General features: G+C 38.6%; 25 protein-coding genes. 8 read left to right on the top strand and 17 right to left on the bottom strand.

All coding sequences use genetic code 11. From position 1 onward, the window contains the following. Positions 1-5: 5 nt before the first annotated feature. Both ACQKN3_RS12665 and ACQKN3_RS12660 read left to right on the top strand, forming a co-directional pair. On the top strand, positions 6-671 hold the full coding sequence (locus tag ACQKN3_RS12665; RefSeq protein WP_427711911.1) for an amino acid ABC transporter permease: 666 nt from the start codon (positions 6-8) through the stop codon (positions 669-671). Between the two features lie 12 nt (positions 672-683). Beyond that, positions 684-1,427 carry an amino acid ABC transporter ATP-binding protein gene (locus ACQKN3_RS12660; protein ID WP_427711909.1) on the top strand — a complete coding sequence of 248 codons (744 nt, stop codon included), beginning with the start codon at positions 684-686 and terminating at the stop codon, positions 1,425-1,427. A 59-nt stretch (positions 1,428-1,486) separates the two neighbouring features. On the opposite strand, the gene ACQKN3_RS12655 is transcribed toward ACQKN3_RS12660, so the two are convergent. From ACQKN3_RS12655 to ACQKN3_RS12625, 7 genes are all read right to left on the bottom strand, one after another. Further along, entirely contained in the window at positions 1,487-1,699 is a 213-nt protein-coding gene (locus ACQKN3_RS12655) for a hypothetical protein (RefSeq protein WP_427711907.1), read from the bottom strand. 69 nt (positions 1,700-1,768) lie between these two features. Next, positions 1,769-2,482 carry a pirin family protein gene (locus ACQKN3_RS12650; protein WP_427711905.1) on the bottom strand — a complete coding sequence of 238 codons (714 nt, stop codon included), beginning with the start codon at positions 2,480-2,482 and terminating at the stop codon, positions 1,769-1,771. 213 nt (positions 2,483-2,695) lie between these two features. Continuing rightward, positions 2,696-3,484, bottom strand: coding sequence for an FAD synthetase family protein (locus ACQKN3_RS12645; RefSeq protein WP_251690598.1), 789 nt, complete (start codon positions 3,482-3,484; stop codon positions 2,696-2,698). Positions 3,485-3,502: 18 nt separating this feature from the next. After that, positions 3,503-4,495 (bottom strand): 4-hydroxy-2-oxovalerate aldolase, encoded by a 993-nt coding sequence (gene dmpG, locus ACQKN3_RS12640; protein WP_427711903.1) that lies wholly within the window; start codon positions 4,493-4,495, stop codon positions 3,503-3,505. Beyond that, entirely contained in the window at positions 4,492-5,382 is an 891-nt protein-coding gene (locus ACQKN3_RS12635) for an acetaldehyde dehydrogenase (acetylating) (protein WP_427711901.1), read from the bottom strand. Before ACQKN3_RS12635 ends, dmpG begins: the two co-directional genes overlap by 4 nt. Then, entirely contained in the window at positions 5,379-6,173 is a 795-nt protein-coding gene (locus ACQKN3_RS12630; protein ID WP_251690595.1) for a 2-keto-4-pentenoate hydratase, read from the bottom strand. The genes ACQKN3_RS12635 and ACQKN3_RS12630 overlap by 4 nt, the downstream gene beginning before the upstream one ends. Positions 6,174-6,187: 14 nt before the next feature. Then, the gene (locus ACQKN3_RS12625) at positions 6,188-6,661 is read right to left on the bottom strand and encodes a flavin reductase family protein (RefSeq protein WP_251690594.1); all 474 of its coding nucleotides are present in this window, start codon (positions 6,659-6,661) and stop codon (positions 6,188-6,190) included. Between the two features lie 555 nt (positions 6,662-7,216). Between ACQKN3_RS12625 and ACQKN3_RS12620 the strand changes: the two genes are divergently transcribed. Further along, the gene (locus ACQKN3_RS12620) at positions 7,217-8,509 is read left to right on the top strand and encodes an MFS transporter (RefSeq protein ID WP_427711899.1); all 1,293 of its coding nucleotides are present in this window, start codon (positions 7,217-7,219) and stop codon (positions 8,507-8,509) included. Positions 8,510-8,614: 105 nt separating this feature from the next. On the opposite strand, the gene ACQKN3_RS12615 is transcribed toward ACQKN3_RS12620, so the two are convergent. Further along, a complete protein-coding gene (locus ACQKN3_RS12615) occupies positions 8,615-10,420 on the bottom strand; it encodes a V4R domain-containing protein (RefSeq protein WP_427711897.1) in 1,806 nt (601 codons plus the stop codon). 176 nt (positions 10,421-10,596) lie between these two features. On the opposite strand from ACQKN3_RS12615, the gene ACQKN3_RS12610 reads away from it, so the two are divergent. The 4 genes from ACQKN3_RS12610 (at position 10,597) to ACQKN3_RS12595 (ending at position 14,892) form a co-directional block, all read left to right on the top strand. Further along, on the top strand, positions 10,597-11,493 hold the full coding sequence (locus ACQKN3_RS12610) for an alpha/beta fold hydrolase (RefSeq protein WP_427711895.1): 897 nt from the start codon (positions 10,597-10,599) through the stop codon (positions 11,491-11,493). 24 nt (positions 11,494-11,517) lie between these two features. Further along, a complete protein-coding gene (locus ACQKN3_RS12605) occupies positions 11,518-12,687 on the top strand; it encodes an acyl-CoA dehydrogenase family protein (protein WP_427711893.1) in 1,170 nt (389 codons plus the stop codon). A 69-nt stretch (positions 12,688-12,756) separates the two neighbouring features. Next, complete coding sequence (locus ACQKN3_RS12600) at positions 12,757-13,737, top strand: VOC family protein (protein WP_251690589.1); 981 nt, start codon at positions 12,757-12,759, stop codon at positions 13,735-13,737. A gap of 102 nt (positions 13,738-13,839) precedes the next feature. Next, positions 13,840-14,892, top strand: coding sequence for an AbrB family transcriptional regulator (locus ACQKN3_RS12595; RefSeq protein WP_427712020.1), 1,053 nt, complete (start codon positions 13,840-13,842; stop codon positions 14,890-14,892). A 284-nt stretch (positions 14,893-15,176) separates the two neighbouring features. Here the strand turns inward: ACQKN3_RS12595 and ACQKN3_RS12590 are convergent, their stop codons facing one another. The 7 genes from ACQKN3_RS12590 to ACQKN3_RS12560 form a co-directional block, all read right to left on the bottom strand. Next, a complete protein-coding gene (locus tag ACQKN3_RS12590) occupies positions 15,177-15,980 on the bottom strand; it encodes a carbonic anhydrase (protein WP_427711891.1) in 804 nt (267 codons plus the stop codon). A 401-nt stretch (positions 15,981-16,381) separates the two neighbouring features. After that, complete coding sequence (locus ACQKN3_RS12585; RefSeq protein ID WP_427711889.1) at positions 16,382-16,804, bottom strand: hypothetical protein; 423 nt, start codon at positions 16,802-16,804, stop codon at positions 16,382-16,384. Between the two features lie 104 nt (positions 16,805-16,908). Further along, entirely contained in the window at positions 16,909-17,343 is a 435-nt protein-coding gene (locus tag ACQKN3_RS12580; RefSeq protein ID WP_251690586.1) for an SgcJ/EcaC family oxidoreductase, read from the bottom strand. Positions 17,344-17,364: 21 nt separating this feature from the next. Beyond that, a complete protein-coding gene (locus ACQKN3_RS12575) occupies positions 17,365-17,859 on the bottom strand; it encodes a GNAT family N-acetyltransferase (RefSeq protein WP_251690585.1) in 495 nt (164 codons plus the stop codon). 292 nt (positions 17,860-18,151) lie between these two features. Continuing rightward, a complete protein-coding gene (locus tag ACQKN3_RS12570; RefSeq protein ID WP_427711887.1) occupies positions 18,152-19,342 on the bottom strand; it encodes an acyl-CoA dehydrogenase family protein in 1,191 nt (396 codons plus the stop codon). A gap of 10 nt (positions 19,343-19,352) precedes the next feature. Continuing rightward, entirely contained in the window at positions 19,353-20,525 is a 1,173-nt protein-coding gene (locus tag ACQKN3_RS12565) for a saccharopine dehydrogenase family protein (RefSeq protein WP_427711885.1), read from the bottom strand. Positions 20,526-20,614: 89 nt separating this feature from the next. Continuing rightward, on the bottom strand, positions 20,615-22,096 hold the full coding sequence (locus tag ACQKN3_RS12560; RefSeq protein ID WP_427711883.1) for an aldehyde dehydrogenase family protein: 1,482 nt from the start codon (positions 22,094-22,096) through the stop codon (positions 20,615-20,617). A 194-nt stretch (positions 22,097-22,290) separates the two neighbouring features. On the opposite strand from ACQKN3_RS12560, the gene ACQKN3_RS12555 reads away from it, so the two are divergent. Continuing rightward, a complete protein-coding gene (locus tag ACQKN3_RS12555; RefSeq protein WP_251690581.1) occupies positions 22,291-23,088 on the top strand; it encodes a TIGR00266 family protein in 798 nt (265 codons plus the stop codon). Positions 23,089-23,143: 55 nt separating this feature from the next. Here ACQKN3_RS12555 and ACQKN3_RS12550 read toward each other — a convergent pair whose 3' ends face one another. Together ACQKN3_RS12550 and ACQKN3_RS12545 are read right to left on the bottom strand one after the other, a co-directional pair. Continuing rightward, positions 23,144-23,968 (bottom strand): undecaprenyl-diphosphate phosphatase, encoded by an 825-nt coding sequence (locus ACQKN3_RS12550; protein ID WP_251690580.1) that lies wholly within the window; start codon positions 23,966-23,968, stop codon positions 23,144-23,146. Positions 23,969-23,991: 23 nt separating this feature from the next. Further along, a complete protein-coding gene (locus ACQKN3_RS12545) occupies positions 23,992-25,062 on the bottom strand; it encodes a metallophosphoesterase (RefSeq protein WP_251690579.1) in 1,071 nt (356 codons plus the stop codon). Between the last annotated feature and the right edge of the window lie 71 nt (positions 25,063-25,133).

Raw genomic sequence — 25,133 nt, 5'->3', positions numbered from 1 at the left:
GTACAGTGCCAAGTTTTTCACATTTTCTAGAAGTACTAGTAGATACAAAAGATATTTTCCTTAAAGCCATGCTCTTAACATTGGAGCTGACGGTTGTATCCATTTTAATCGGTATCGTCATCGGGCTTTTCTTTGCGTTAATGAAAATTTCTAAATTTAAAGTATTAGAACTCATTTCAGATATTTATGTCTTTTTAGTTCGCGGAACACCGCTAATAGTTCAAATCTTTATCCTCTACTTCGGACTAAGCGGAATTTTCCTTCTTCCCGATTTTTGGGCTGCATCACTTGCTTTGGCGCTTCATAATGGTGCATACATTTCTGAGATTCTTCGAGGTACTATCCAAGGAGTCGATAAAGGTCAGATGGAGGCAGGACGCTCTTTAGGGATGACCAAAGTTCTGACATTAAGAAGAATTATTCTTCCGCAAGCATTCCGACGTGCCCTCCCGCCATTGGGCAACCAATTCATTATCGGTTTGAAAGATTCTTCGTTAGCCGCATTTATCTCGATGAATGAACTCTTTAATGTAGCGACAACGCTAGGATCTAATAACTTTGACGAAATGACCTATTTACTCATCGTAGCGATCTACTACTTAGTGTTAGTAGCATTATTAACATTCTTAGTAAACCGTTTCGAAAAGAGATTAGCAATTAGCGACAGGTAGGAGGCGTAAGTAATGGAAGCAAGAGAAATGATAAAAGTTAATCAATTAAATAAGTCATTTGGAGACTTACATGTATTAAAAAATATCGATATGACCGTTTTTGAAAGCGATGTTGTTTGTTTAATCGGATCGAGTGGCTCAGGAAAAAGTACTCTCCTCCGCTGTCTGAACTTTTTAGAAAGAAAAGATAGCGGCACTATTACTATAGGGGGCAAAGAAGTCGACCCTAAAAATGATAACCTTAACAACATAAGGGAAAAGGTGGGAATGGTATTTCAACATTTCAACTTATTCCCCCACAAAACTGTTTTGGAAAATATTATTGAAGCCCCGGTAATGGTTAAGGGCATTGACAAAAAGGAAGCTACTTCTAAAGCAAAACATCTCCTTGAAAAAGTCGGCTTGGAAGATAAAGCCGATGTTTACCCTAATAAACTATCTGGTGGGCAAAAGCAACGGGTAGCAATTGCCAGAGCACTTGCAATGGAACCGGACATCATGCTTTTCGATGAACCGACATCAGCACTTGATCCAGAACTTGTCGGAGAGGTTTTAACAACGATGAAAGAATTGGCTCAAGAAGGAATGACAATGGTTGTTGTTACCCATGAAATGGGCTTCGCTAGAGAAGTCGCTGATTGGATTGTGTATATGCATGATGGAGAAATTATCGAGCGCGGTGACGCTGAACAGTTTTTCAACAACCCGAAAGAAGATCGAACAAAAGAATTTCTAAAGACGACAATGCTGAAATAAATGAACGAGGGTCCTGTCTAAATAGTAGGCAGGACCCTCGTTTTTATTATCGTATATGATTACACCGGATAAATGGTCTTATGATCAGCCAAGATGATACATTTACTTTCATCCTCTAAGAAACGCACATCCCCTTCTGATGAATAAAACCATGTTTTTTGATTCTGGCAATCTTCTTCTACATAAAAAATATTGAGTTCATCTCGGAATTTCAATAATGTATTGGCAGTTTCCTGATCAGCTTTAAATGAAATTCCCCAACTGTTTTCCATTGGTTTGATCTCATATTCTGTAGTTTCGCAAAATAGTCTGCTGCCGACAGTATGACGTACATATAGAATCTATCCTTCACCTCCAGGTAGATCGATTAAAAGGATAAATGCATCCTGTTTTGCTTGTATTGTTAACGAATGGAGGTCGGTGATTCGTGCATCACCACGTCTTTGTAACGTAACATCCCCATTTAGAGAAACTTCTCCTTCAATGACAAATACATAGATTTTTCGTCCTTGTTCTTGCTGAAAATGAATTTCTTTTTCCGCGTCTAATTTAGAAAGATATAGCGTTACGTCCTGATGAATCATCGCAACATTTCCCCATGCATTATGAGAAACGACCGGTAACAACTCATTTCTTAACTTGTCAGGGTCAAACGTAATATCTTCATATGATGGTGTTAACTGCTTCTGATTTGGAAGTATCCATAATTGTAAAAAATGAGTATCCTCAGCCTCTGTTGGATTTACCTCCGAATGAAGGACCCCCGTACCAGCTGTCATTCTTTGCACATTACCGTACTGAAGTGTTCCGACATTCCCCAAATTATCTTCATGCTTTAATTGCCCTTTTAATACAATCGATACAATTTCTGCATCCCTGTGTGGATGAATGCCAAACCCTTTGTTCGGTTTAACGATATCATCATTTAAAACACGTAATGGACCGAATTGGATATTTTCTTCATCATAATACGGACCAAATGAAAAACTAAAATGTGTTTCTTGCCATTCATTTTTTGCTGTAAAACGCTTAGTAGAAGGATTATGTACAATCACTCTGAATCACCTTTCCATCATCGAAATAATTTATCTTGAATTCAAGATAATTATACAGTAAATAAAAGGAATCTGCTATATATAGGCCATATTTATACGCTTAATATAGAAAATAAAAAAGCAGAACTATTATAAAGGTTCTGCAGAATTTTTTTATTTATCTAGGCGAATATATGAAGATGTGTATTACTTCTATTATATAAGGGGAAATAGTCAGCTTGATACAGAACTGAAATGATCAATCCACTGTATCGTTAATAAATTAGGCAATGTGGATATTTCATGGTGAATCTGAATATATTTTCTACACTTTACAGTCGCAACACATTCAATATAAGAGTGGCTATCTTCTATCAATACTTTATAATTGCCTATATCGGGCAGCGAATAATTCGGTAATAAACCATTGTTTTTACAATATTTAGTTTGATAAAAGTCGCCCAAAAGGCTTGGCATTTCATTCAGTTTCCGTTCTTTTAAATGTTTTCGTATTAAAGATGAACTGATTTTTTGATTATTCCATTTCAGTTCTTCTACAACAGTCAGTCCTACTTGCTGTTCGGCCGCATACACTGCTAACGTTTCAACCGTACCACTGGCTTTTGTTCCATATGTGTAGTCAAAACCGCAAATTATCTCTTTTGCATTTAAACCTATAATATAATCATTTAAGAAATCGTTAGCTTCAACTTTTGCTAATTTTTTTGTAAACTCTACAATATAAAAAATGTCTACTCCCAGATTTTTAAGTTTTTCAATCTTTTGATCTAGTGGTTCGAGATAGGAAACTTCTACGTCAGAAAATATCACACTTTTAGGATGCGGAAAAAAAGAGAGAACCGCCAATGATAGATTCTGTGCATTTGCTTTTTCTTTAGCTGTTTGTATTACTTTTTGATGTCCTAAGTGCACACCATCAAAATAACCAAGTGCCATTGCAACATTGGGAGCTTGTTGTTTAATCTCTTGTAAGTTATTAGCATTCACATAGACTACCTTCATGCGATTCTCTCCTTTTTCTTATCTTGTTAGATTTTGTGCTACTTCATAAATTAAATCTTCTTGACCACCGACTGCTTTCATCTGTCCAATTTTCATTAAAAGATCCCGCTCATCGACACCGAATTGTTTTGCGGCCTTTTGTGCATGTAACAGGAAGCTTGAATAAACACCTGCATACCCTAAAGTTAAACTACTACTAGTTATTTCTTGCGGTTGTTGCATGAGCGGTGCAATTACATTATTTGCTAAATCCATTAATTTATACAAATCAATACCAGTCTCATAACCTAGTCGTTCTAAAACCGCTACCATCACTTCTGTTTGCGTATTACCTGCACCAGCACCTAATGCACGTAGACTTCCATCAACATAAGTTGCTCCAGCTTCTACCGCTGCAACTGTGTTCGCCATTGCCATCGATAAATTATTATGGGCATGAAAACCAATATCACACTGTAAATTTTGCTTAAGCGCCTTAATTTTTTCCGTTACATCATTAGGCAACATCGCTCCTGCAGAATCCGTTACATACACAATTTCTGCTCCATAGCTTTCAAATAACTTTGCTTGCTCTACAACTTTTTCAACACTTGCCATATGGCTCATCATTAAAAATCCGGCAGTTTTCAATCCTAGGTTCCGTGCTAGTTCGATATGTTGTGCCGCTACATCTGCTTCGGTTACATGAGTTGCTACACGAACCATTTTCGCTCCTAATTTTGATGCATTTTCCAAATCTTTTTTTGTACCGATTCCGGGAATCAATAACACGGCAACTTCTGATGTCGTACACTCTGAAACAGCAACTTCAATAAGCTTCAGTTCATCTGTTCTAGACAAACCGTACTGTAATGAAGAGCCTCCTAAACCATCTCCATGTGAAACCTCAAAGTAGCGAACACCCGCTGCATTTAAACCTTTTGCTGCGGCCCGGACCTGTTCTTCTGTAAATGAGTGACGCACAGAATGACTTCCATCTCTTAATGATACATCTAATATATTTAAGGTCATAAGATGACCTCCTTTTCACGTTGTAAATGGTGACGTGCCATTTCATTGCCAACTTGTACTGCAGCTGCCGTCATAATGTCCAAGTTACCAGCGTATGCAGGCAAATAGTCAGCTGCACCATTTACTTCAACAAATACAGATACTTTTTTGCCTTCAAAAATTGGTGATGCTTTTAATGTATATCCCGGTACATAAGACTGTACTTCCCTTACCATTTCCAGAATCGATTTTAGAATTGCTTCTTCATGGCCTTCTTTTTCTACTAAAACATGAATTGCATCACGCATAATAATCGGCGGTTCTGCAGGGTTTAATATGATAATGGCTTTCCCTCTTTTAGCGCCTCCAACTACTTCAATTGCTTTTGATGTTGTACTTGTGAATTCATCAATATTTGCTCTTGTACCTGGACCTGCAGAAAGGCTCGCAATCGTTGCGACAATTTCTGCATAGTCTACCGGTACAATACGGCTGATAGCATGAATTATCGGAATAGTAGCTTGACCGCCGCAAGTAACCATATTCACATTTGATTTTTCGATGTGTTCTTTTAAATTTACTGGCGGAACAGTAAATGGTCCAATTGCAGCTGGTGTTAAATCGATCACTTTCTTACCTTTAGCCGTTAATAAATCGCTATTATGCTTATGGGCATATGCACTTGTTGCATCATATACGATATCAACTAATTCAAGGCGTTCCATTAAGCCTTCAATTCCATTTGAAATAATATTGTAACCGCGATTTTCCGCACGTTTTAATCCATCAGATTCCGGATCGATTCCTACCATAACACTCATTTCCAATAATGGACTGCGCTCAATTTTATACATCAAATCTGTTCCGATATTTCCAGATCCCAGAATTCCTACTTTGAGTTTTTTCATTTTTTCACCACTTCCTTCGAAATGATAGCGTTTACTTTTCCAAGTACACCAAAATCAGCCTCGAATTCATCGCCTGCTTCGAAGGGAACAGCTTTCGACAAAGCTCCTGATAAAACAAACATGCCTGGCTTAACAGAAATATCATATTCACTCAGTTCATTTGCTAACCATACTACTGCATTGAGCGGATTTCCTAATACAGCCGAACTTGTAGCTTCATCTAGAAATTTCCCATTTTTCTTTACAACCATTCGTATATTTGCAATATCCTCTATATCTTCAAGCAAAGTACGCTTTTTCCCTAAAATTGCTCCTGCCGATGAACCATTATCTGCTACTGTATCTTCAAATTTTATTTTCCAGTCTGCAATACGGCTATCGATTACTTCTATTGCTGGTACAACATAAGAGGTTGCATCAATTACATCTTGCACCGTCACATTCGGTCCTTTTAATTCTTTATTTAAAATAAAAGCAACCTCAAACTCTACTTTTGGCTGAATAAATGAGTCAGTAGATAAACCTTCGAACTCATCATAAAGCATCGTATCTAGAATAAAACCGTAATCTGGCGTATAGACATTTAACATTTCCTGCATTGCTTTACTTGTTAGACCAATTTTCAGTCCTTCTATCTTCGCGCCGTCGTTAACTTTTTGGCGAATTTGCGTTAATTGTACCGAATACGCATCAGCCACTGTAATATTTCCATAAGTTTCCGTTAATGGTGCAATCGGCTGTTTTGTATGTTCCGCCTCTGCCAATGCTTTAGCCATTGTTTGTATATTCATAGATTACTCCCCCTTTATGACTCTACCGTTTCCAATTCAGTTAGTTTGCGATACTTGCCACCAAAGAATAACAAAGGATCTTTTTCTTCAAGGCGTAAATCTACTACTTTACCGATGAATAATGTATGGTCCCCTTCAACGTGCTCCGATACAACTTCACATGTGAGTTGAGCAATAGCTCCTTTCAATACCGGTTGCTCAGCTAATATTTCAAATTCAACTGCTTCTCCCGGTCTGCCGGCAAAATGGCGTGAATAATGCTCTTGATCTTCAGCTAATATGTTTACTGTATATTTTTTCGATTGTGATACTTTCTCTAAAAATTTCGCCTTCTCACCAATTGAAATTACAACAAGCTTTGGGCTCAATGAAACTGACATGAAACCGTTCGCTGTCATACCATGAATTTCCCCATCATTTTCTGTCAATAAAACTGTTACTCCTGTAGCAAACTTCCCCATTGCATCTCTAAATAGACGATCATCCATCTCCATTCCTCCATCCATAACTGATTAATTCAATCATAAAGGAGTCAATTTAAAATTATCATTACGTTTTTTATTGAAAATTCTGATAAAAACAATAAAAATTACATGTTACTCCATTTGTAAGGTTTATGGATAATTTTAGTTTAAATTTCAGCTTTATCAGTATTTGATGCGTTCATTAATCGAGAAAATATTATTCATTTTTCTCTAAAAATTGTTTCTTATTTTCTCGAAAATACATTTCGGCGTTATTTTTTTATCTTGTAAAACTATTTTTTTTCAAATAAAATTCTTTTCATGAAAGGTTCGGATCCGGATTTTTCTTTTGGACACATAGAGGTGCCCGAAAATTTTGAAGAAAGTACAAGCATTTGAAGTGTTTTGTAAACGCTATCACTTGTCTAGTATTAACCGGAAAGATGAAAATGACCTCATTTTTAGTTCAATATGAGGGCGAATGGAGGTGGGAAATTATCCTAGCAGTTTATCGGATTTACTAGTGTTTTGTCTGTTAACAAGGTGATGGAAAATAAGACAATACAAGGGGGATTTAACATGCGTTGGGTTGTATTAGGATTTTTATTCTTACTCTCTGTTTTAAACTATACGGATAAATCTGTTCTAGGATTAGCTGCGGAACCAATAATGTCCGAGCTAAATTTAACTTACGATCAGTTTGGACTAGTAGGAAGCAGCTTCTTTGCTGCATATGCTATCGGAAGTATTGTTTTAGGTACATTAACGTATCGCTTCAACTCGAAATACCTTCTAATGATGATTGCTGCTGGATGGACGGTTTCATTAGCAAGTGCTTATTTTGTAGAAACATTAACACAATTAATTATTCTTCGTGTTGTTTTAGGTTTCTTTGAAGGTAGTACGCTTAGTATGTGTCTCGTCCATCTTGCACGATGGTTTAATAGTTCACAACGAGGGCTCGCTACTGCTATTATGACTTCTGGTACAACAGTTGGTACGTATTTAGCTGCACCCCTTTTAGTTATGGGGATTACAAACTTTGGCTGGCAACATACATTCGCATTGTTAGGGGTAGCAAGCTTGATATGGGCAATCTCCTTCTTCTTTATGAGAGACGAGCCAAAGCAACCATTAGTAGAAGATGTTAAATCTTTAGCTTCAAACAAAGAAGTACCATTCAAACATATTTTGAAAGTATTCATTAACCCTTATGTATTATCAATTTTAGTTGTAGGTTTCGTATCAATGTGGATCACTACTTGGGTGCTTACTTGGGCACCTACTTACCTAACTCAGATTGTTGGCCTTAAGCCGCAAGATATGAGTCTAATATTCGCTGGGATGGGTATTGCAGGGACAATATTTGCAATTTGCGCAGGTAAATTTACAGACTTTTTATTTAAGAGAAACAAAAGTCTCATTAAATCATATGACCGTGTATTAGTTACCGTATTAATTGTTGGTGCAGCTGCATACGCGATGACAACTATTGTATCTTCTCCCATTTTAGCATGCGTTTTCTTAGGCATTGGTTTAATTATGAATACAAGTTTACTGCCATTGAATGCTGCGATTAAGACACTAATCATTCCGAAAAATTTAGTAGGATCTATAACTGGTATTTCATTGTCTATCTCTAGTATGGCAGGAATCATAGGACCTTGGATAACTGGCTACTTAATTACAATTGCAGGGGATGATGTCCGCTCTGGCTTTAATGCAGGGGTAATTGTTATCGTTAGTTTATATGTTGCAACTGCAATCGTGCTGCTAGCTACACGTAAATTAAAAATTACAGCTACCGAAAAAGAAAATGAAAGCCGAATTGCTGAAGAACAGGCAAAATTGGAAGTCGCTATAGATCAATAAAGTATTCTAGACATATCAGATAAAAAAAGACTGTAAATAAACTCAAAAATGAGTTTCATTTACAGTCTTTTTTACTGAACAGTTACTAAATAATTGATTTCGTTTTTATCGTTCAAATTCTTCAAAATTCAAGGAATCTGACAGTATTAAAGCCTGAATGACTAATAAAGTATAGGCTGCAGTTGAAGCATTTTTCAGGGAAATTTGTAGTTGATCCTCGATTTGTTTTATACGATATTGAATACCACCAATCGATAATGCCAATTCATCCATTGTTTCCTTTAAGCGTTGACTGTTTAATAAATAAACGTAAAGAGTATGCAATAATTCCTTTTTGCGGGAATCCTCAAAATTATATAACTCTTTCAACGTCTTTTTCGCCATTTCATGTAACTGCTCAACGCTCATATGTTTTACAATATCACCAAGCATTCCTAAATGCTCGTATGTTGTTAGTAGCTTTTGGTTTGGGAAGCGCTGTGCTGTACGTGCTTCTTGCAAAGAGCCTTCGAAATCTTTAAAGTTACTGAATGTTCTACTAAGACCTATTGAGTATTTATACTCACTATTTTGTTTTTCCATTTTATTAAATATTTTTGTTATTTTCTTTTCCCAGCCCTGCTTGTCACTACTTAGCGAATTGAGGATTGCAATATCTTCTCCAAGTACTGCAAAAATACAAGGCAAATCCCACTCTTTTGCCAGCATTGACAGCTGTGTTAGCTGATCATGAATGTCAATAATCTCATTGTTTTTCTTTTTCTTTTTTACACTAATAATCCCTGTTGAAAATGGTGGCTGAAATTTAAAGGGTAAGAATTTATAGTAAGATTCAATATCCTTAATATTACGATTGTGGATTAAGCGTTCCAATAACGAACTGCGCATACGTTGCTGTTCTTCAAACTGTGCCTCTTCGTATAAAATGCATAATGCTACAACTGTGGAAATACGTTCTAAAAATAAATGGTCATTCTCCTCTATATGATTTTCACCAAAGTAAAAAAGTGAACAAGTAGCATAGTTTCTTTTATTTATCAGAACAGGCGCTGTCAGCTTCCAGTATTGATCCCCTTTATACTGTGAAATATTGTGTTTACTATTGAACTCCGATAATTTCACCTTATCTTTTTTTATTGAAAGTTTCTGTTCTTCATTAAAACCTATTTCGCATAACGGATTACCGTGAATATCTTCAATTAAAATCGGAATGTTCAACAAGTCATAAGCAGTCTCTATAATTTCATTCAATGAATGTTTTTCAGTTACTTTTTGCGTGAGTTGACCGTGAAACTTTGATATTTTTTCAAGCACTTGTTTATGATGCAGAAGTGAATCATATGTCATTTCGAGCTCTGATAAAATATTATCATTTTGATAAAGGTTGATCAGTTCTTCTTCCTCTTCCATCCAGTCACGTTCCAGACGAACTTTAAATTCACAGCATGGATCCCCCTTTGCTACGCACTTATATTCAATAGCAATAATTGACTCCCCAAATTCATATGTCAATGCACCACTTGCAAAACCGCATAGCATATGACAAACACATTCATCTGCCAGACCGTAATTTTTAAGATGCAGTGCTGCTTCAAATGATTCTACCCATTGTCCCCATGTATTATTACATTCAATCGTGCCGTCCGGGTGAGCTATAATTTCCCCCATGAAAATAACATCTTTAACATGACCTAAGCGCGAATGTCTTTTACCGACAAGATCTTTGGACCCTTTATTTTGAAGAGTATTTTTTGCAGATTCCATCCCAAATTCTTTGCCAAAACGGAATAAAAAGCCTTTCGTTTTATGGGAACCAATATTGTTAACTAAATTGTTTTTTAATGTGTGGAAGGCATTTGCCGACATTAAAATATCTTTTGTTTTACTAGAATCGAATGCAATTTCACTCATTAAATTCACTTCCCCTTTGATTTTCTATTCCCCATATTACAAAAATAAAATTTGTTTTTCAATAAATTTTAAAGATTCTCACTATTCATTCAATAAAAATCACTATAACTTTTAAATTTTTTTACAGGTATACTCAAAGCAGAAAATACTACTTATCATCACAAGGGGGTAAAACAATGACAATTTTTGAAGGATTTCATAATAGTTACGTATTAGCAAATGGTGTACGTACGCACTATTCTTGGGCCGGAACAGAAGGACCAGCAGTGATATTACTACACGGAGCAGGACCTGGGGCTTGTGGCGCAGCCGGATGGCGTTTTATGCTGCCAGCTCTGGCAAAAGCAGGGTTCCGCGCATATGCAATCGATCAATTATCAATGGGGTTCACAGATGTACGCCCTCATGCATGGCCTGTAAACGGACATCAAAGTTTAGTAGATCATGTACATGATTTTATTGAAGCCTTATGTCTGGATGAAGTATCACTTGTCGGTAACTCACAAGGAGCTTACGTTGCAGCTAAATATGCAATCGACCATCCTGAAAAGGTAAATAAAGTAGTTTATATCGGCAGTAATACCATTTATCAGGCAATGCAAGAAGTACCTGAAAGAAAGCTCCGTTCGTTCTTGGAAGTAATTGGATACGATTATACGGAAGAATCGTTACGAAAATTTATGTATCGTAATTCAAATGAAGACACAGTCGTTCCGGAAGAGTTGATTCAGCTCCGTCATCAAGCCGCAACCCGCCCAGGCGTACGAGAATCTAATCAAGCATTTGACGCATACTTGGCAAGAATGAATGAGGAACCAAAACTTTGGGATCGCTACTGCATAAAAGATTCGTTACCAAAATTAAAAGTTCCTGGCTTATTTATCTGGGGGAACCAAGATGCTGTTGCACCAGTTGAGACAGGTTATAAACTCGAAAAATTGTTACCTAAAATTAAATTTGAATATATCGAAAACTGCGGTCACCAGGCACAAACTGACCAACCAGAAATCGTTAACAAACTTGTTATAGATTTTTTAGCAGTTGAAAAGGGACAAAAGGTTACAGCCCAATAAACTATTTTTGAAAGGAATGATTAAATGGTTACCGTAGTTGAAAATAAAGACCTTTATGAAGAAATAATTCAAAAAGCAAAGCGTATTGGTGAAGCTGCAGAGCTAGAAGCAATTGAAGCCGATCACAACTCGACAATTTCTCCCCGCATAGCTGATATTATCCGGGAGGAGGAAATTCACCGTTTAATTTTGCCTAAAGAATTTGGCTATCCACAACTTGATTGGCGCACATTCGTTGATATGGTAAGTACAGTTGGTTACCACAATCTTTCAGCTGCATGGTTAACGTACTTTTTCTCAGCTCATAACGCTTGGGTGTGCTATTACCCAAAACACATTCGTGATGAAGTCATTAATCAGGGAGGTTTTGTAGCAGACGTATTTGCCCCAATAGGCAAAGTAGAAAAAGCGGAAGACGGTTATCTCGTTTCTGGCAAGTATAATTTTGTAAGCGGTATCAACTATTGTGATTGGGTTGGCGTTGGCGCAATGATGAAATTTGATGACAGTGAAAAACCAGAACGTGTAGGGATTTTACTGAAAGTTTCTGACTTGGAAGTTGTAAAAACGTGGGATTCACTTGGTCTTCGCGGATCAGGCAGCAACACATTAATCGTCGATAACATTTTTGTAAAACCTGATGCCATTTTACGCTTCAGCAAAATTATTGAAAATAGCCAGCCACCATATGAAGATTTTGACCAAAATTATTTATACTACAATACACCATTCTACCCTGGATTTTATGTAGGTTTTGCAGCGATGGCTGTCGGTGGTGCCGAGCGTGTGCTTGATGAATTTGAAAAACATACAGCGGGACGCGTACGCTTTTCAGGTGTAAATGAAAAAGAGTCCCCTACCAGCCAACGTGTGCTTTCAGAGCTAAAGCTTGAATTGCTTTCTGCCAAAACACTATTAAATGAATATATCAATATGATGCAAACGGATAAAGGTGGTTCCTACGAAGGGGCTAAATATAAAGCGATTCGTGCAAAAGTTATCGATAAATGTACACAGATCGGTGTAAAGTCACTACTTACATTAGGCGGTCATGCGTTATTAAAAGGTCATCCGGTAGAACTATTTACTCGTGACTTGATGGCGATTGCGACCCACATTACTTCTCTCTATGAAGATGGAATTTTAGGTTACGGCAGACACTTATTCGGTGTTAATACAAATATTCAAGGTTAATAGCAGGATTGAAAAAGAAAAGATTCAGATGACCTTTAAAAAAACTAATATCCTATGAGGTGAATATAAATGGAAAAATTTCTTTACGCACCGGAAATCGCAAAATTAGGGCACGTTGCTTTAGTATCAGAAGACCTTGAAAAATCTTTATGGTTCTTCCGTGACACAATTGGTCTGGAAGAAACAGAAGTTGTAGATGGTGTACACTATTTGCGGGCTTGGGGTGATTTCGAACATCATACATTGTCAATTACAGCCGGTGAGACATCTTATATCGATCATATCGGCTGGCGTACAAAACGACGCGAGGATGTAGCAACATTTGCCCAGTTATTAGAAGATGCAGGTACTGAAGTACGCTGGATAAAAGCCGGTGAAGAGGTTGCACAAGGTGAAGCCATCCGCTTTGAACTACCAAGCGGCCACCGTTTTGAACTTTACTATGATATGGAAAAGACGCCTGCGGATGAATCACGAAAATCCGTACTTAAAAACCAAACGTATAAATCTTGGGCTAAAGGGGTTTCCCCTCGTCGAATCGATCACGTAAATTTGCAAACTTCTCACGACAATGCTGAAATTGTACAATATTTAAAAGAAGCATTAGGTTTTAATTTGCGCGAATATTTCGTCAATCCAGACGATGTGCAGGTTGCAAGCTGGTTATCGGTAACAAACTTAGTGCATGACGTTGCAGTTATGTCTACCCCACGTTCAAAAGAGCCAAATGAAATGCACCATATTGCTTACTGGTTAGACAATGCTCAAGACTTGCTGCGCGCTGCCGATATTTTATGCGAAGCTGACGTACAATTCGTAGGTCCAGGGAAACATGGGATTTCACAAGCAATGTATATTTACGTAAAAGATCCAGGAAGTGGTTTACGCCTTGAAATCTTCACAAACGGCTACTTAATCTTCGAACCAGACTGGGAACCAGTAAAATGGACATATGAAGAATACCTTAAAAACGGTTCCGCATATTGGGGAGACCGCCGTCGCGACGATGTTGATCGTGAGGCACAAGTAAAAGAATTAGCGAAATCATAATAACTGTACCACCAGTATTCATAATGATGAAAGCTGGTGGTTTCTTAATAATAATCATAGCTATGTATACTGCTATAGAAAGGGGTGTTACTGTTGAAGGCAATGCTAAAGGTGTTAATTTTATCTTTAATTGGAGGTTATATTTTTAACCTGTTACACATCCCTATTCCATGGATGCTCGGTCCAATAGTTATCGTCATGTTAGCACAATTCATTTATAAAGGACCGCTCAAATGGTCTGGTCAAATGCGAGATGCAGGTGTCGTCATTGTAGGTACCGTGATTGGTATACAATTTAACACTAATCTATTCGGCATGATAGGTTCTATTATATTTTATATGTTACTATTAAACGTTATTTTAATAGGCGGCTCAATCTGTATTGCTTATTTAACAAGCAGATGGGCAAAAATTCCAATAAAAGCTGCGATTCTGGGAGCTATTCCGGGAGGTTTAGGTCAGATTGTTATATTTGCTGAAGAAGAAAAGGTTGAGGAAATCGGCATTATCTCTTATTTTCAAGTAATCCGGCTATTATTAGTCGTTGTATTTGTTCCATTTATCGTTGCTGGTCAGGTAATAAGTAAACCTTCCGCAGATGCTAAGCTAACAATCAGTTTAGTACTGTTAATTATCCTGGCATGGGCATGTTCCCATTTAACGAAACGTATTCATTTACCCGTTGCATTTTTCATTACACCAATTATTTTATTAATTACACTGCAACTCACTACACCACTTGTTATGCCCCAAATACCAGGTGTTGTTATGGATATTGCTCAACTTCTCATTGGTGCACATATTGGTTTAATGCTCAAGCCACATATGATAAAGCTACCAGTACGTGTACTTGCAGGTGGCATTTTCAGCGCATTTGCACTAATTGCGCTAACATTCGGATCAAGTTTCTTGATGTCCTTGGCATTGGATACAACATTTCCCACAAGTTTCTTAAGCACAGCTCCTGGTGGTTTAGATCAAATGGTGTTATTAGCTGATGCTGTTAATGCGGAAGTCTCGCTTGTTTCAATGTTTCAAACCTTTAGACTACTCTTCATATTTTTATTAATCATGCCTTTAATGAAAATATTTTACCGGTGGCGAGAGAAAAAAGAAATTGCTTACAATCAAGAAAACGGTGTCGTTAAATATTGATTATAATAGAAGAAACTATACCTTATTTAATGAAGGACTGACAAACGAACCCGTTACACCGGTATGGAATTTGGGTGTACAGGAAAAAATAAACCCTTTCCTGCACATCCAAATCAAAGCTTCATACAAGTCATTAAATTTGACGAGCCTTCCCGGAAAATCGGAGAAGTCAATTACAACAATATTGACACTCCCCCACTCTTTTTTATTGAAATCCTCTATTACGGCTCTGTTCCTCAAAATAATTTTTATGCTGAATTTTTCTCTACCAATTCTTCATTTCTTCAATCTTCATTTTTATTAATTTCCCGTTCATTTATCGGCTGAACAGGACGGTGGTTGTCCGAGAAAATTTGCTGGAATGCCTTTATTTGTGCTTTTGACATTTCAATCGGCTGCTCAAAAATAATCCACTGTACTTCTTCTGTACACGGAGGTGTCGTTAATGAACCAGAGTATTGGAACGTCGTTTCATTTTCTGGCAATAGAGCTTGTAAATCAATTACATGCTTTTCGGAATCACCTTTTACCGCTTTATCTGTCGGCAATCCATTCCACATTGAAGCAAGCAGTTTGTTTTCATTTCCTTCTTGAATCATCAACCCAATAACAGCCAGTTTTCCATTCTCGTCACTATGTACTAGATGCAGTTCCATATCATAGTTTTGACCGTTAAACTGATGCTCGCTCGGTGTATGGAAATGAAATTGTGAAAGCTTGTACTCATTATTTTCAATGATAATGTGATTGCTTTCTGTTGTGGCATTCGCCTGTATCGTATGACCATTATTTTCAAGTGTAAAAGGTGTTGACTCATAGTGAATCTCACTCTCACCTTTTGATTTTCCATCTGCTTTCACTTCGGGAAACTCAACATTAATCGGCGATTGTTCGCTTCCATTTACACATGTTAAATTGCTGGGATCGAGTTCTCCCCAGCGTTCAGGTCCAGTCGATTCCTCATAAGACCAGTCATTCTGATTAGTGCTTGTTGTAATTACTTCTTTTTCTTCACTTTTTTGTTCCGCGCATGCAGCAAGCATCAAACTTGAGAACATCGCTAAAAATAAGTATCCAAGTTTCTTCATCTTCTGTAGCCCCTCTTATCTCTAGAATAATAAAATTATTCCATATATAATTATTTTATCCAAATAAATATACTGGAATATTAAAATTCGGTTAATATAACCTATTCCTTTATCCATATATAGAATCATAATCTAAACTTCTTTTAGTCATTTATACTTCATTTAGCATTCGCTCTTTCAGCTTATTTATAACTTAGAATGCAAATTTGGTTCATAAAAAAAGAGCATGCTCAGTATACTAAGCTCGCCCTTTTCAACCTATAAATGCATATAAACGTTCCTTGTTGGAGTCATTATTAAATATTTAAAAGCACCACTCGACTTTTCATTGTAACACTGGAAATCAAAGGCCCTCCCAGCTTATACAAGTTTTGAGGGTTTGGCGTAAGTATGAACTTCCTCTAATTTTTATATTTCCAAGCTAATCGATTTTTCACTTGTTCCATCATTTCGTGATCCTCTGAATGCATTGCATCATAGAACTCACTCTGCTTCGTATAGTCTCTTAAATCTATCGAAATAAAACGGGTAGCCTTCAGTACTTGGTACAAATCTGCAGCATCTTCTTCAGAAAGAGGTGAGCCATTCGCATAATTCAAAAAATAAATTGTAGTATCACCCACTCTGTCCACCCATTCAGTATGCACGGTAGATCCACTGAAAAATAGATCTGTTACATCAAGAAATTCCTTAGCCAGACCTCTAAAATCTTCTTCATTTTCATCAGTTAAAGGTTCACTAAAGTTCCATTCCAGAAGCTTTTCAACAGTACCTCTTAAGAGAAAGTTCGCATATGTGTATTGCGAGCTAATTTGATCTTCCAATTCGTTTACCCGGTCTTGTGCCGGATGTGCAAACCAAATTACACCGCGCCCAGCACTCCCTTACTAATCTTCCAATTAATTATTCCTATCACTCTCCACTAAAACTAAAGCAACTGCCTTAATTCCTCCGTCATTTCTTCCACCAGTTCCGGTCTTCCATGAAACTGTGCAGGAGTATTTTGAAATAGCTCCACCTGCCAGCCGTTGTTCTTTTTCACAGCGACCAGTGTTTGATGGACGTTTACGGTAGGCTCAATATCTGATTTTCCAGAAGGAATCATTCCCGCAATCGCATGGAGAATAGCCGCATCTGTTCCTAGCGACCGTATCTCTTTAATTTTTGTTATATAGGGAGCGGTTGGATGCTCTTCAAAGATAGGGTTAAGATGCGCTAAAATTTCTTCTTTGCCAATTAGCTTACTACCATCAAATCCAATTTGGACTCCCTGTTCTGCAAATTGATCAGACATCCCTTTGGCGTCACGTCTATTCCAGGCATCAATCAGTTTATTATAAAGGTCTTCAACTTCAGTATTCATATTAATTTCTCCTCTTGGATTTTACTGACAAAGCTGCACATTTAATACCATTCGCACTGTTTTTAACGTATAGCCCTCAAATTGATCATCGAACTCTTTTAACACTTGAAAGCCTTTTGCGTCATAAAAGCTCTTGCCAATTTTATTGTCCTTTTCAACATTTATATAAATTTCTTTAATACCATCTATTTCATTAATTCCTTTTTGTAATAAAGCCGAGCCAACCCCTTTTCCTTGGTATTCTGGATAAAGGTAAATAGCCCCTAGTTCAGCTTTCCCTTCTTCATTAACAGGCGAGAAATTCGCGAACCCTATAATATTGCTATCGATTTCAGCTACAAAAAGAAAAGAACGTTCCAATCGTTGTTTCATTCTTTCATCATTGTAGGCCATCTTTAGAAACTTTTCTTGGATTTCCAAAGGAATGATCCCCTCATATGTAGCATTCCAGGATTTTTCCGCCACATCCTGAACTTGTGGAATATCTTCAGCATGCATTGTACGAATTAGCGCCATTTTACTCTCTCCTCCGTAACTCTGATTAGTTTTATAAGTAAATATTAACATGAATTACCAAAACATAACGACACCTAAATTTATTAACCTAATCCCTCAATTTTACAGACTTTTATTGCTACATATGTGAAGGTTTATTAGCTAATTTCTAGACGGTATTCGCCATTTCACTTAACATAATCGCCAATTCCAGCAAGCTATTCTCCAAGCCCCATCCAACACAACCGAGTCACTAGTCCCCCGCTTGCATACAAAAAAGCGAAAGGTCACAACAACCTTTCGCCTCACCAATTTATTCAAATGGCCAGCTTGGGAGCATACAGCGTAACTTCTTATCTGCACGTTTCCCAAGCACATAATCTGCCTGCATCATTGTATGAATTTCGCGTGTCCCTTCATAAATGACCGGTGCTTTGGAATTTCGTAAATAACGGGCTACTGGATATTCATCGGAATAACCGTATGCCCCGTGGATTTGAACCGCATCATCCGCAGCTTTATTCGCAAAGTCGCATGCCTGCCATTTGGCGAGCGATGTCTCCCTCGTGTTGCGTACGCCTTTATTTTTCAGCACTCCTGCGCGATACACAAGCAGGCGGCTCATTTCGTAGCCAGCTTCCATTTTTGCAAGCATTTGACCGACTAGTTGATGCTCACCAATCGGTTTACCGAAAGTTTCACGTTCTTTACAGTACTTGACGCTCGCTTCGATACACGCCTGAATTAAGCCGACTGCGCCTGCAGCAACAGTAAAACGGCCGTTATCCAGTGCGGACATTGCAATTTTAAACCCTTCCCCTTCTTCACCGAGTAAGTTTTCTGCCGGAATTTTGACATCCTCAAAGAACAGTTCGCCTGTATTGCCTGCACGAATACCGTACTTTCCTTTAATTGCCTTTGAGCTAAACCCAGCCCATTCACGCTCTACGATAAATGCAGAAATACCATGGTGCGCTTTTTCCTTATCTGTATAGGCAAATACAAGAAAGTGATCTGCGATATCACATAAGGAAATCCAAGTCTTTTGACCGTTCAAAATATAGTAGTCTCCATCACGCTTCGCAAATGAACTCATCGCAGCGACATCCGATCCGGCACCAGGTTCTGTCAGTCCGAATGCGCCAATTTTCTCGCCCTTTGCCTGGGGAAGCAAATATTTTTCCTTCTGCTTTTCTGTGCCCCATTGCATGAGCGTCATACTGTTTAAGCCAGTATGAACGGAAACGGCTGTACGAAATGCCGTATCCCCGCGCTCCAGCTCTTCACAGACAATCGCAAGTGAATTATAGTCCATTCCTGCTCCGCCGTATTTCTCCGGTACACAAACTCCCATTAAGCCCAGTTCGGCAAGTCGCTTCCATAAATTCGGGTCAAAACCGCCGCCTGCATCCCATTCGGCAATATAAGGGATAATTTCTGCATCTACAAATTGCCTTACTGTTTTTCGTAAAAGATTCTGTTCTTCTGTAAATTCGAAGTTCATACCCTCACTCCTACCACTTTACAATCATTGATGAACGGTGTGATGTTTCTTTAATATCCACACCTCGTTTCGCCATTTCCTGAATAAACTCACGACCTGGCACAACCGTTTCCGGTGCAAATACACCACGCTCAACAATCAGTCCCTTACCAATCATTTGGGCCACGATTGAAATCGTATTTGCTGTTGCACGTGCCATCGCCGTCACGTTTTGCTCTGTATCTTTTCTTACGACCATTTCATATTCATACGTAATTTGCTCTTCCGATTTTTCACCTGAAATAATTACACGTAATAGTACTGCATCGATATTATTGCCGATATCCAGTTTTTTCTGTAATACTTCCCTCGTTACTTCTCGGACATTTACTTCACGACCGCCAGCTTCAACTTTATTGTTTTTATCAAGGAAACCTAAATCAGCAAGCAGTTTAAACTGCTCGGCATGACCTTTATAGCGGATTGTTTTGTATTCGAGTGTTTTTACATGAGGAAATGTTTTATATAACGTTGAAATTCCGCCTGATGTATAGAACGCCTCCAATACTCCAAACTCGTCAAAGTAAATCGGCTCCAGTCCTGTTAAAGATTCGACCTCTGTTAGCACACCTTTTTGAATCATTTTCGAAGGCTCTGTATAATGATCGAATACCCCATCCAGTGAGAACACACGAATATAGTGCAGTGGAGGCTGTGGCGTTGTCGGAATACCACCTACATACAATTTGATTGAATCTACAGAATCAAACTTTGTCGCCCCGTAACCCGTTAAAATATTGATCATTCCAGGTGCTACACCTAAATCCGGAATAATCGTCACGCCATTATCGACTGCCTGACCGTGCAGTTCGAAAATAGATTCTGTAATTCCGCCAATGTGGCCTCCTAAGTCTACCGAATGCACCCCTGCATCAATTGCCGCTTTTGCAACACGTTCATTGAACTTATAGAACAGTGCATTCACTACTACATCACCACGGCTGATGACATCGCGTAATGCTTTGTCGTCTTCAGCATCAAGTTGTATTACCTCCACCTTATCTGTAATCAATGTATTAACAAATTCCTCTGCAGGACCTGTTGAAACATCTGCTAAATAAATCTTTTTCACATCTTCACTACGGACTAAATCGCGCGCTACTTCTTTCCCCATCAACCCTGCACCTAACACTACTACTTTCATGTAAACATCCCCTTTTTTATTAAGTCAATTACGCATTAGCGTGATTGCGTCCAGAATTTTGAGATGTGATGATTCTTAAAAATGAATCATCAAGCGTTATTATCGATTTGGGCACGTTGCAACTTGCCGCTGTAGTCTATATAAATACTCTTCCATTCCGTATACACATCAAGAGCTGCCTGGCCTGAATCGCGGTGACCATTTCCTGTACCTTTCGTTCCGCCAAACGGCAAGTGAATTTCCGCGCCTGTTGTTCCGGCATTTACATAAACAATACCTGTATCAAGCAACTGCTGTGCTTTGAAGATTGTGTTAACATCTTGCGAGAAAATCGAGCTTGATAAGCCAAACTTTACACCGTTATTCACTTCAATTGCCTCTTCCAAACTGCTGACTTCAATAATACTTATGACAGGACCGAAAATTTCCTCTTGTGCGAGAATGCTTGATGCTTCCACATCGGTAAAAATTGTCGGGGCATAGTAATAGCCTTTTGCCAATTCGCCTACAGATAAAATTTCTCCGCCAATCAGCAAATTCGCACCTTGCTGCTTACCGATCTGTACATAATGATTGATTTTTTCCAGTGCAGCCTTATTAATGACAGGCCCTACTTTAACTGAAGGATCCAACCCGTCCCCGATTGTCAGCTGCTTCGTTGCTTCCACAAGACGATTTTCCAATTCCTGTTTTACATTTTTATGCACAATTACACGGCTGCATGCTGTACAGCGCTGCCCAGCCGTACCAAAAGCACTCCATAAAATACCTTCAAGCGCTAAATCCAAATTAGCATCATCCATTACAATGACTGCATTTTTCCCGCCCATTTCAAGCGAAACTTTTTTCAGATGTTTTCCGCCAAGCTCGGCTACTTTGCTTCCTGTCGTTGTTGACCCTGTAAAGGAAATTATACGGATGTCCGGATGCTCGACAATCGCTGTTCCTACTGTAGGACCTGATCCGAATACAACGTTGACGACACCAGGCGGCAAGCCGACCTCTTCATATATTTTGGCAAGCTCGTAGGCCATAAAAGGTGTTTCGTTAGAAGGTTTCCATATAACAGTATTACCGGCTACGAGTGCAGGGAATGACTTCCATGTCGCAATTGCAATAGGGAAATTCCACGGCGTAATGAGTCCTGCCACCCCAATCGGAGCGCGCACACTCATCGCAAACTTATTCGGCAATTCCGACGGGACCGTTTCTCCAAATAAACGTCTACCTTCTGCTGCCATATAAAGCGCCATGTCGATTCCTTCTTGTACTTCTCCGCGCGCTTCTTCAATGACTTTGCCCATTTCCTTCGTTAATATTTGCGCGAGATGTTCTTTCTTTTCTTTCAGTTTAAATGCAATTTCATATAAATAATCTGCTCGTTTTGGCGCAGGGACAAGCGCCCATTCTTTTTGAGCCGCTTTCGCCTTTTGAGCAGCGAGTTCGACTTGGAATTTTGTCGAAAGTGGTATCGTTCCTAACTGTTCACCATTTGCAGGATTGATCACAGGCATCGTTTGCAATGAATCGTCTTCTATCCATTCTCCACCAATAAAATTTAACAGCTTCATTTCTCCACCTCACAAATTCTCATTTACCTTTTAATTATTCGACATTCTCTACTTTATTCCCTTTTTTTCTCAAAAAGAATAACAGAATAATATTATTCAGTGACAAATATTATTTTCACCATTTTGAAACTTTTGGAATCTTCAAGCGTATCTATTATTGTAAATATTAAATTGAATTATAAGGGGACATAAAAATGAAAAATCATGAAATCGACTACGTCTTACACGGCGATGATATGCAGTTTGTAGAGGTAGAGCTTGACCCGCAGGAGACGGTTGTGGCGGAAGCTGGAAGTTTAATGATGATGGAAGATCAAATCCAGATGGAAACCGTATTCGGTGATGGCTCAGCAAATCAGGGCTCCGGGTTGATGGGGAAATTACTTGGCGCAGGAAAACGTTTAATTACAGGCGAAAGCTTATTCATGACGACATTCACTAACAGCGGCATGGGCAAACGTAAAGTGTATTTCGCTTCTCCATATCCAGGTAAAATCATTCCAATGAATTTAAGTGAATTGGATGGCAAAATCATCTGTCAAAAAGATGCATTTCTAGCTGCGGCAAAAGGTGTATCGGTTGGCGTAGAATTCCAGAAAAAGTTAGGTACAGGATTCTTCGGTGGTGAAGGATTCATTATGCAAAAGCTTGAAGGAGACGGTATGGCTTTTGTGCATGCAGGCGGTACAATTTATGAACGTAAACTTCAGCCAGGCGAAACATTGCGCATTGATACAGGCTGTCTAGTTGCGATGACACAAGATGTAAACTACAATATCGAAATGGTAAGCGGCATTAAAACGGCTTTATTCGGTGGTGAAGGTTTATTCTTTGCAACGCTTTCTGGTCCTGGTACAGTTTGGGTACAATCATTACCATTCAGCCGTCTGGCAAGCCGTGTGTTTGCTGCAGCACCAGTATCTCAAGGTGGTGGCGGTAAAGATGCAGGTGAAGGCGGCATCGGCGGATTATTTGATCTGTTCAATAAATAAAGGCAAAAAGGAGCTGTCTCGCATATTATTATTGCGAGACAGCTCCTTTTCCTTGTTATACAGCTAAAACGATGATTAATATTAGTGCCAGTACAATTCGATAAATCGCGAATGGCGTTAATTTCACTTTTGAAATCAGCTTCAGGAAGAATTTAATCGAAATAAGTGCAAATACAAATGCGCTCACAAAACCGACTACATAAAACCAAAAGTGATCGGCGTTAATTTGATCCCAGTTCTTAACAAGCGACAAACCGCTTGCCCCTGCCATAATCGGCACGGCCATAATAAACGTAAAGTCCGCTGCAGTTTTATGGTCCAATCCTAGCAATACCCCGCCTGAAATCGTTGAACCCGAGCGTGAAAACCCTGGCCAAAGCGATAAACATTGGATAAATCCAATTTTCAGTGCTTTACTGTACGAAATATCATCCAGTGACGTAATGGCCGGCTTTTTAGGTCCCAATTTATCAGCAATAATCATAAAAATCGCTCCGATAATTAATCCTACAATTACGGTTTTGATGCTGAATAGATTTTCATCGATAAAATCTTCAAACAGTACGCCAAAAATACCTGCTGGAATAATACCGATAATCACATGTCCCAGATTAAAACGAGTCTTTTTCTGTCCTTCTATTTTATATAATCCAACTAAACTTAGTAATCGTTTCCACATAACGAAAACGACTGCCAATATCGATCCTAGCTGAATGACAATTTTAAATGTATTTGCCGAACCTGATCCTAGAAATTCCTTCGTCTGCAACCACATATCATCAACAATAATCATATGTCCTGTTGAGGAAACTGGCGCAAATTCGGTCATCCCTTCGACAAACCCTAAAATTAAAGCTTTTAATAGCTCAATCCATTCCATTTTCTTTTCTCCTTTTTACTTTCTTATTCGCTAAATTTCACTTCTATTACCCATAATTCGGAGCGGCTACCAATACGTGTCGGAGGCCCCCAAAAACCAAAGCCGCTCGAAACAAGCGCATGTAACTGCTCTTTTTTGAGAAGGCCGTAATCCAACTCAAAAGTTCTTTCTGTAATGAGGTGGTTTGGCCACATTTGACCGCGGTGCGTATGTCCCGAAACATGGAAATCCACTCCTAAACGAGCCGGCTCATCCATATCCAGCGGCGTATGGTTCATAACAAACCAAGGCAAGTTTTCCTTTTCGGGCTGCATCTCTTTTAAGGCTAAACGGTTTTTGTTCGTCACGTCTTCCCGCCCTGTTAAATAAAAACGATTCGCCACTAAAATTGTTTCATCCATTAAGATTTTAACGTTTGCTTCAGCCATTTCCTTTTTAAATTCCGGTATTTCGTTACCGTAATATTCATGGTTACCCAGTACTCCGTATACACCATATGTTGCCTTTAAATTTTTCATCACTTCGCCCATGTCTTTTTCGACAAAGCGCTTTGGACTATCATCGACAATATCACCCGGAAGAAGCACTAAATCAGGATTTTGTTCATTGGAAAGCGCAACAAATTTCTCCAAATGTCCTTTCCCTGACAACAAACCGAGGTGGAAATCAGATGCCATAACAATACGCATATCATCTCCAGGTTTATCGATGTTGATTGTCGCATTTCGAACTACCGGTGAATAAGCAAAATATGTACCTGCAATCAATAAAACAACGAGTAAACCAACAACCCCTGTACCGACCATTTTCGTTGTAAGCGGTGTAAGTCTGATGATTAAGTTGGCGATGATACAAAGGAAGAGCCCGTACTGCAAAAAGAACATCCAATAGCTGCCGAGCACCGAGAATGGCGTGAACAGTGGATGGAGCTTTCCTATAAAATAACCGTATGATACGAGAAACAGCACTGTCCAATAAATAATCGGCCAGCGAAATTGCTGAATCGACAACAGCCATGCCCTAAAATTCCAGCCAAGATAAAAAGTGAGACCACTGTATATCGCTAATGCTACTATGCCTAAAAGTATACGCATCGTAATGTTGCTCCTAACTTATTTTTTATCTACAATGTGCTATTTTACTATATTTTGGACTTATGGCGTTA

The sequence above is a fragment of the Solibacillus sp. NPDC093137 genome (genome assembly GCF_050280445.1).
GTDB classification, from domain to species: domain Bacteria; phylum Bacillota; class Bacilli; order Bacillales_A; family Planococcaceae; genus Solibacillus; species Solibacillus isronensis_B.
The sequence above is the reverse complement of the archived record's forward strand: the minus strand, read 5'-3'. Positions and strand labels throughout refer to the sequence as shown.

Coding starts and splice junctions, on each gene's coding strand:
- ACQKN3_RS12645 (WP_251690598.1), bottom strand. CDS start 3,484: ATGAAGGTAGTCTATGTGAATGCTAATAACTTACAAGAGATTAAACAA.
- ACQKN3_RS12655 (WP_427711907.1), bottom strand. CDS start 1,699: ATGGAAAACAGTTGGGGAATTTCATTTAAAGCTGATCAGGAAACTGCC.
- ACQKN3_RS12555 (WP_251690581.1), top strand. CDS start 22,291: ATGAAAAATCATGAAATCGACTACGTCTTACACGGCGATGATATGCAG.
- ACQKN3_RS12660 (WP_427711909.1), top strand. CDS start 684: ATGGAAGCAAGAGAAATGATAAAAGTTAATCAATTAAATAAGTCATTT.
- ACQKN3_RS12625 (WP_251690594.1), bottom strand. CDS start 6,661: ATGGATGATCGTCTATTTAGAGATGCAATGGGGAAGTTTGCTACAGGA.
- ACQKN3_RS12545 (WP_251690579.1), bottom strand. CDS start 25,062: ATGCGTATACTTTTAGGCATAGTAGCATTAGCGATATACAGTGGTCTC.
- ACQKN3_RS12595 (WP_427712020.1), top strand. CDS start 13,840: ATGCTAAAGGTGTTAATTTTATCTTTAATTGGAGGTTATATTTTTAAC.
- ACQKN3_RS12615 (WP_427711897.1), bottom strand. CDS start 10,420: ATGAGTGAAATTGCATTCGATTCTAGTAAAACAAAAGATATTTTAATG.
- dmpG (WP_427711903.1), bottom strand. CDS start 4,495: ATGACCTTAAATATATTAGATGTATCATTAAGAGATGGAAGTCATTCT.
- ACQKN3_RS12570 (WP_427711887.1), bottom strand. CDS start 19,342: ATGAACTTCGAATTTACAGAAGAACAGAATCTTTTACGAAAAACAGTA.
- ACQKN3_RS12610 (WP_427711895.1), top strand. CDS start 10,597: ATGACAATTTTTGAAGGATTTCATAATAGTTACGTATTAGCAAATGGT.
- ACQKN3_RS12620 (WP_427711899.1), top strand. CDS start 7,217: ATGCGTTGGGTTGTATTAGGATTTTTATTCTTACTCTCTGTTTTAAAC.
- ACQKN3_RS12550 (WP_251690580.1), bottom strand. CDS start 23,968: ATGGAATGGATTGAGCTATTAAAAGCTTTAATTTTAGGGTTTGTCGAA.
- ACQKN3_RS12560 (WP_427711883.1), bottom strand. CDS start 22,096: ATGAAGCTGTTAAATTTTATTGGTGGAGAATGGATAGAAGACGATTCA.
- ACQKN3_RS12630 (WP_251690595.1), bottom strand. CDS start 6,173: ATGAATATACAAACAATGGCTAAAGCATTGGCAGAGGCGGAACATACA.
- ACQKN3_RS12600 (WP_251690589.1), top strand. CDS start 12,757: ATGGAAAAATTTCTTTACGCACCGGAAATCGCAAAATTAGGGCACGTT.
- ACQKN3_RS12635 (WP_427711901.1), bottom strand. CDS start 5,382: ATGAAAAAACTCAAAGTAGGAATTCTGGGATCTGGAAATATCGGAACA.
- ACQKN3_RS12605 (WP_427711893.1), top strand. CDS start 11,518: ATGGTTACCGTAGTTGAAAATAAAGACCTTTATGAAGAAATAATTCAA.
- ACQKN3_RS12580 (WP_251690586.1), bottom strand. CDS start 17,343: ATGAATACTGAAGTTGAAGACCTTTATAATAAACTGATTGATGCCTGG.
- ACQKN3_RS12565 (WP_427711885.1), bottom strand. CDS start 20,525: ATGAAAGTAGTAGTGTTAGGTGCAGGGTTGATGGGGAAAGAAGTAGCG.
- ACQKN3_RS12590 (WP_427711891.1), bottom strand. CDS start 15,980: ATGAAGAAACTTGGATACTTATTTTTAGCGATGTTCTCAAGTTTGATG.
- ACQKN3_RS12575 (WP_251690585.1), bottom strand. CDS start 17,859: ATGGCGCTAATTCGTACAATGCATGCTGAAGATATTCCACAAGTTCAG.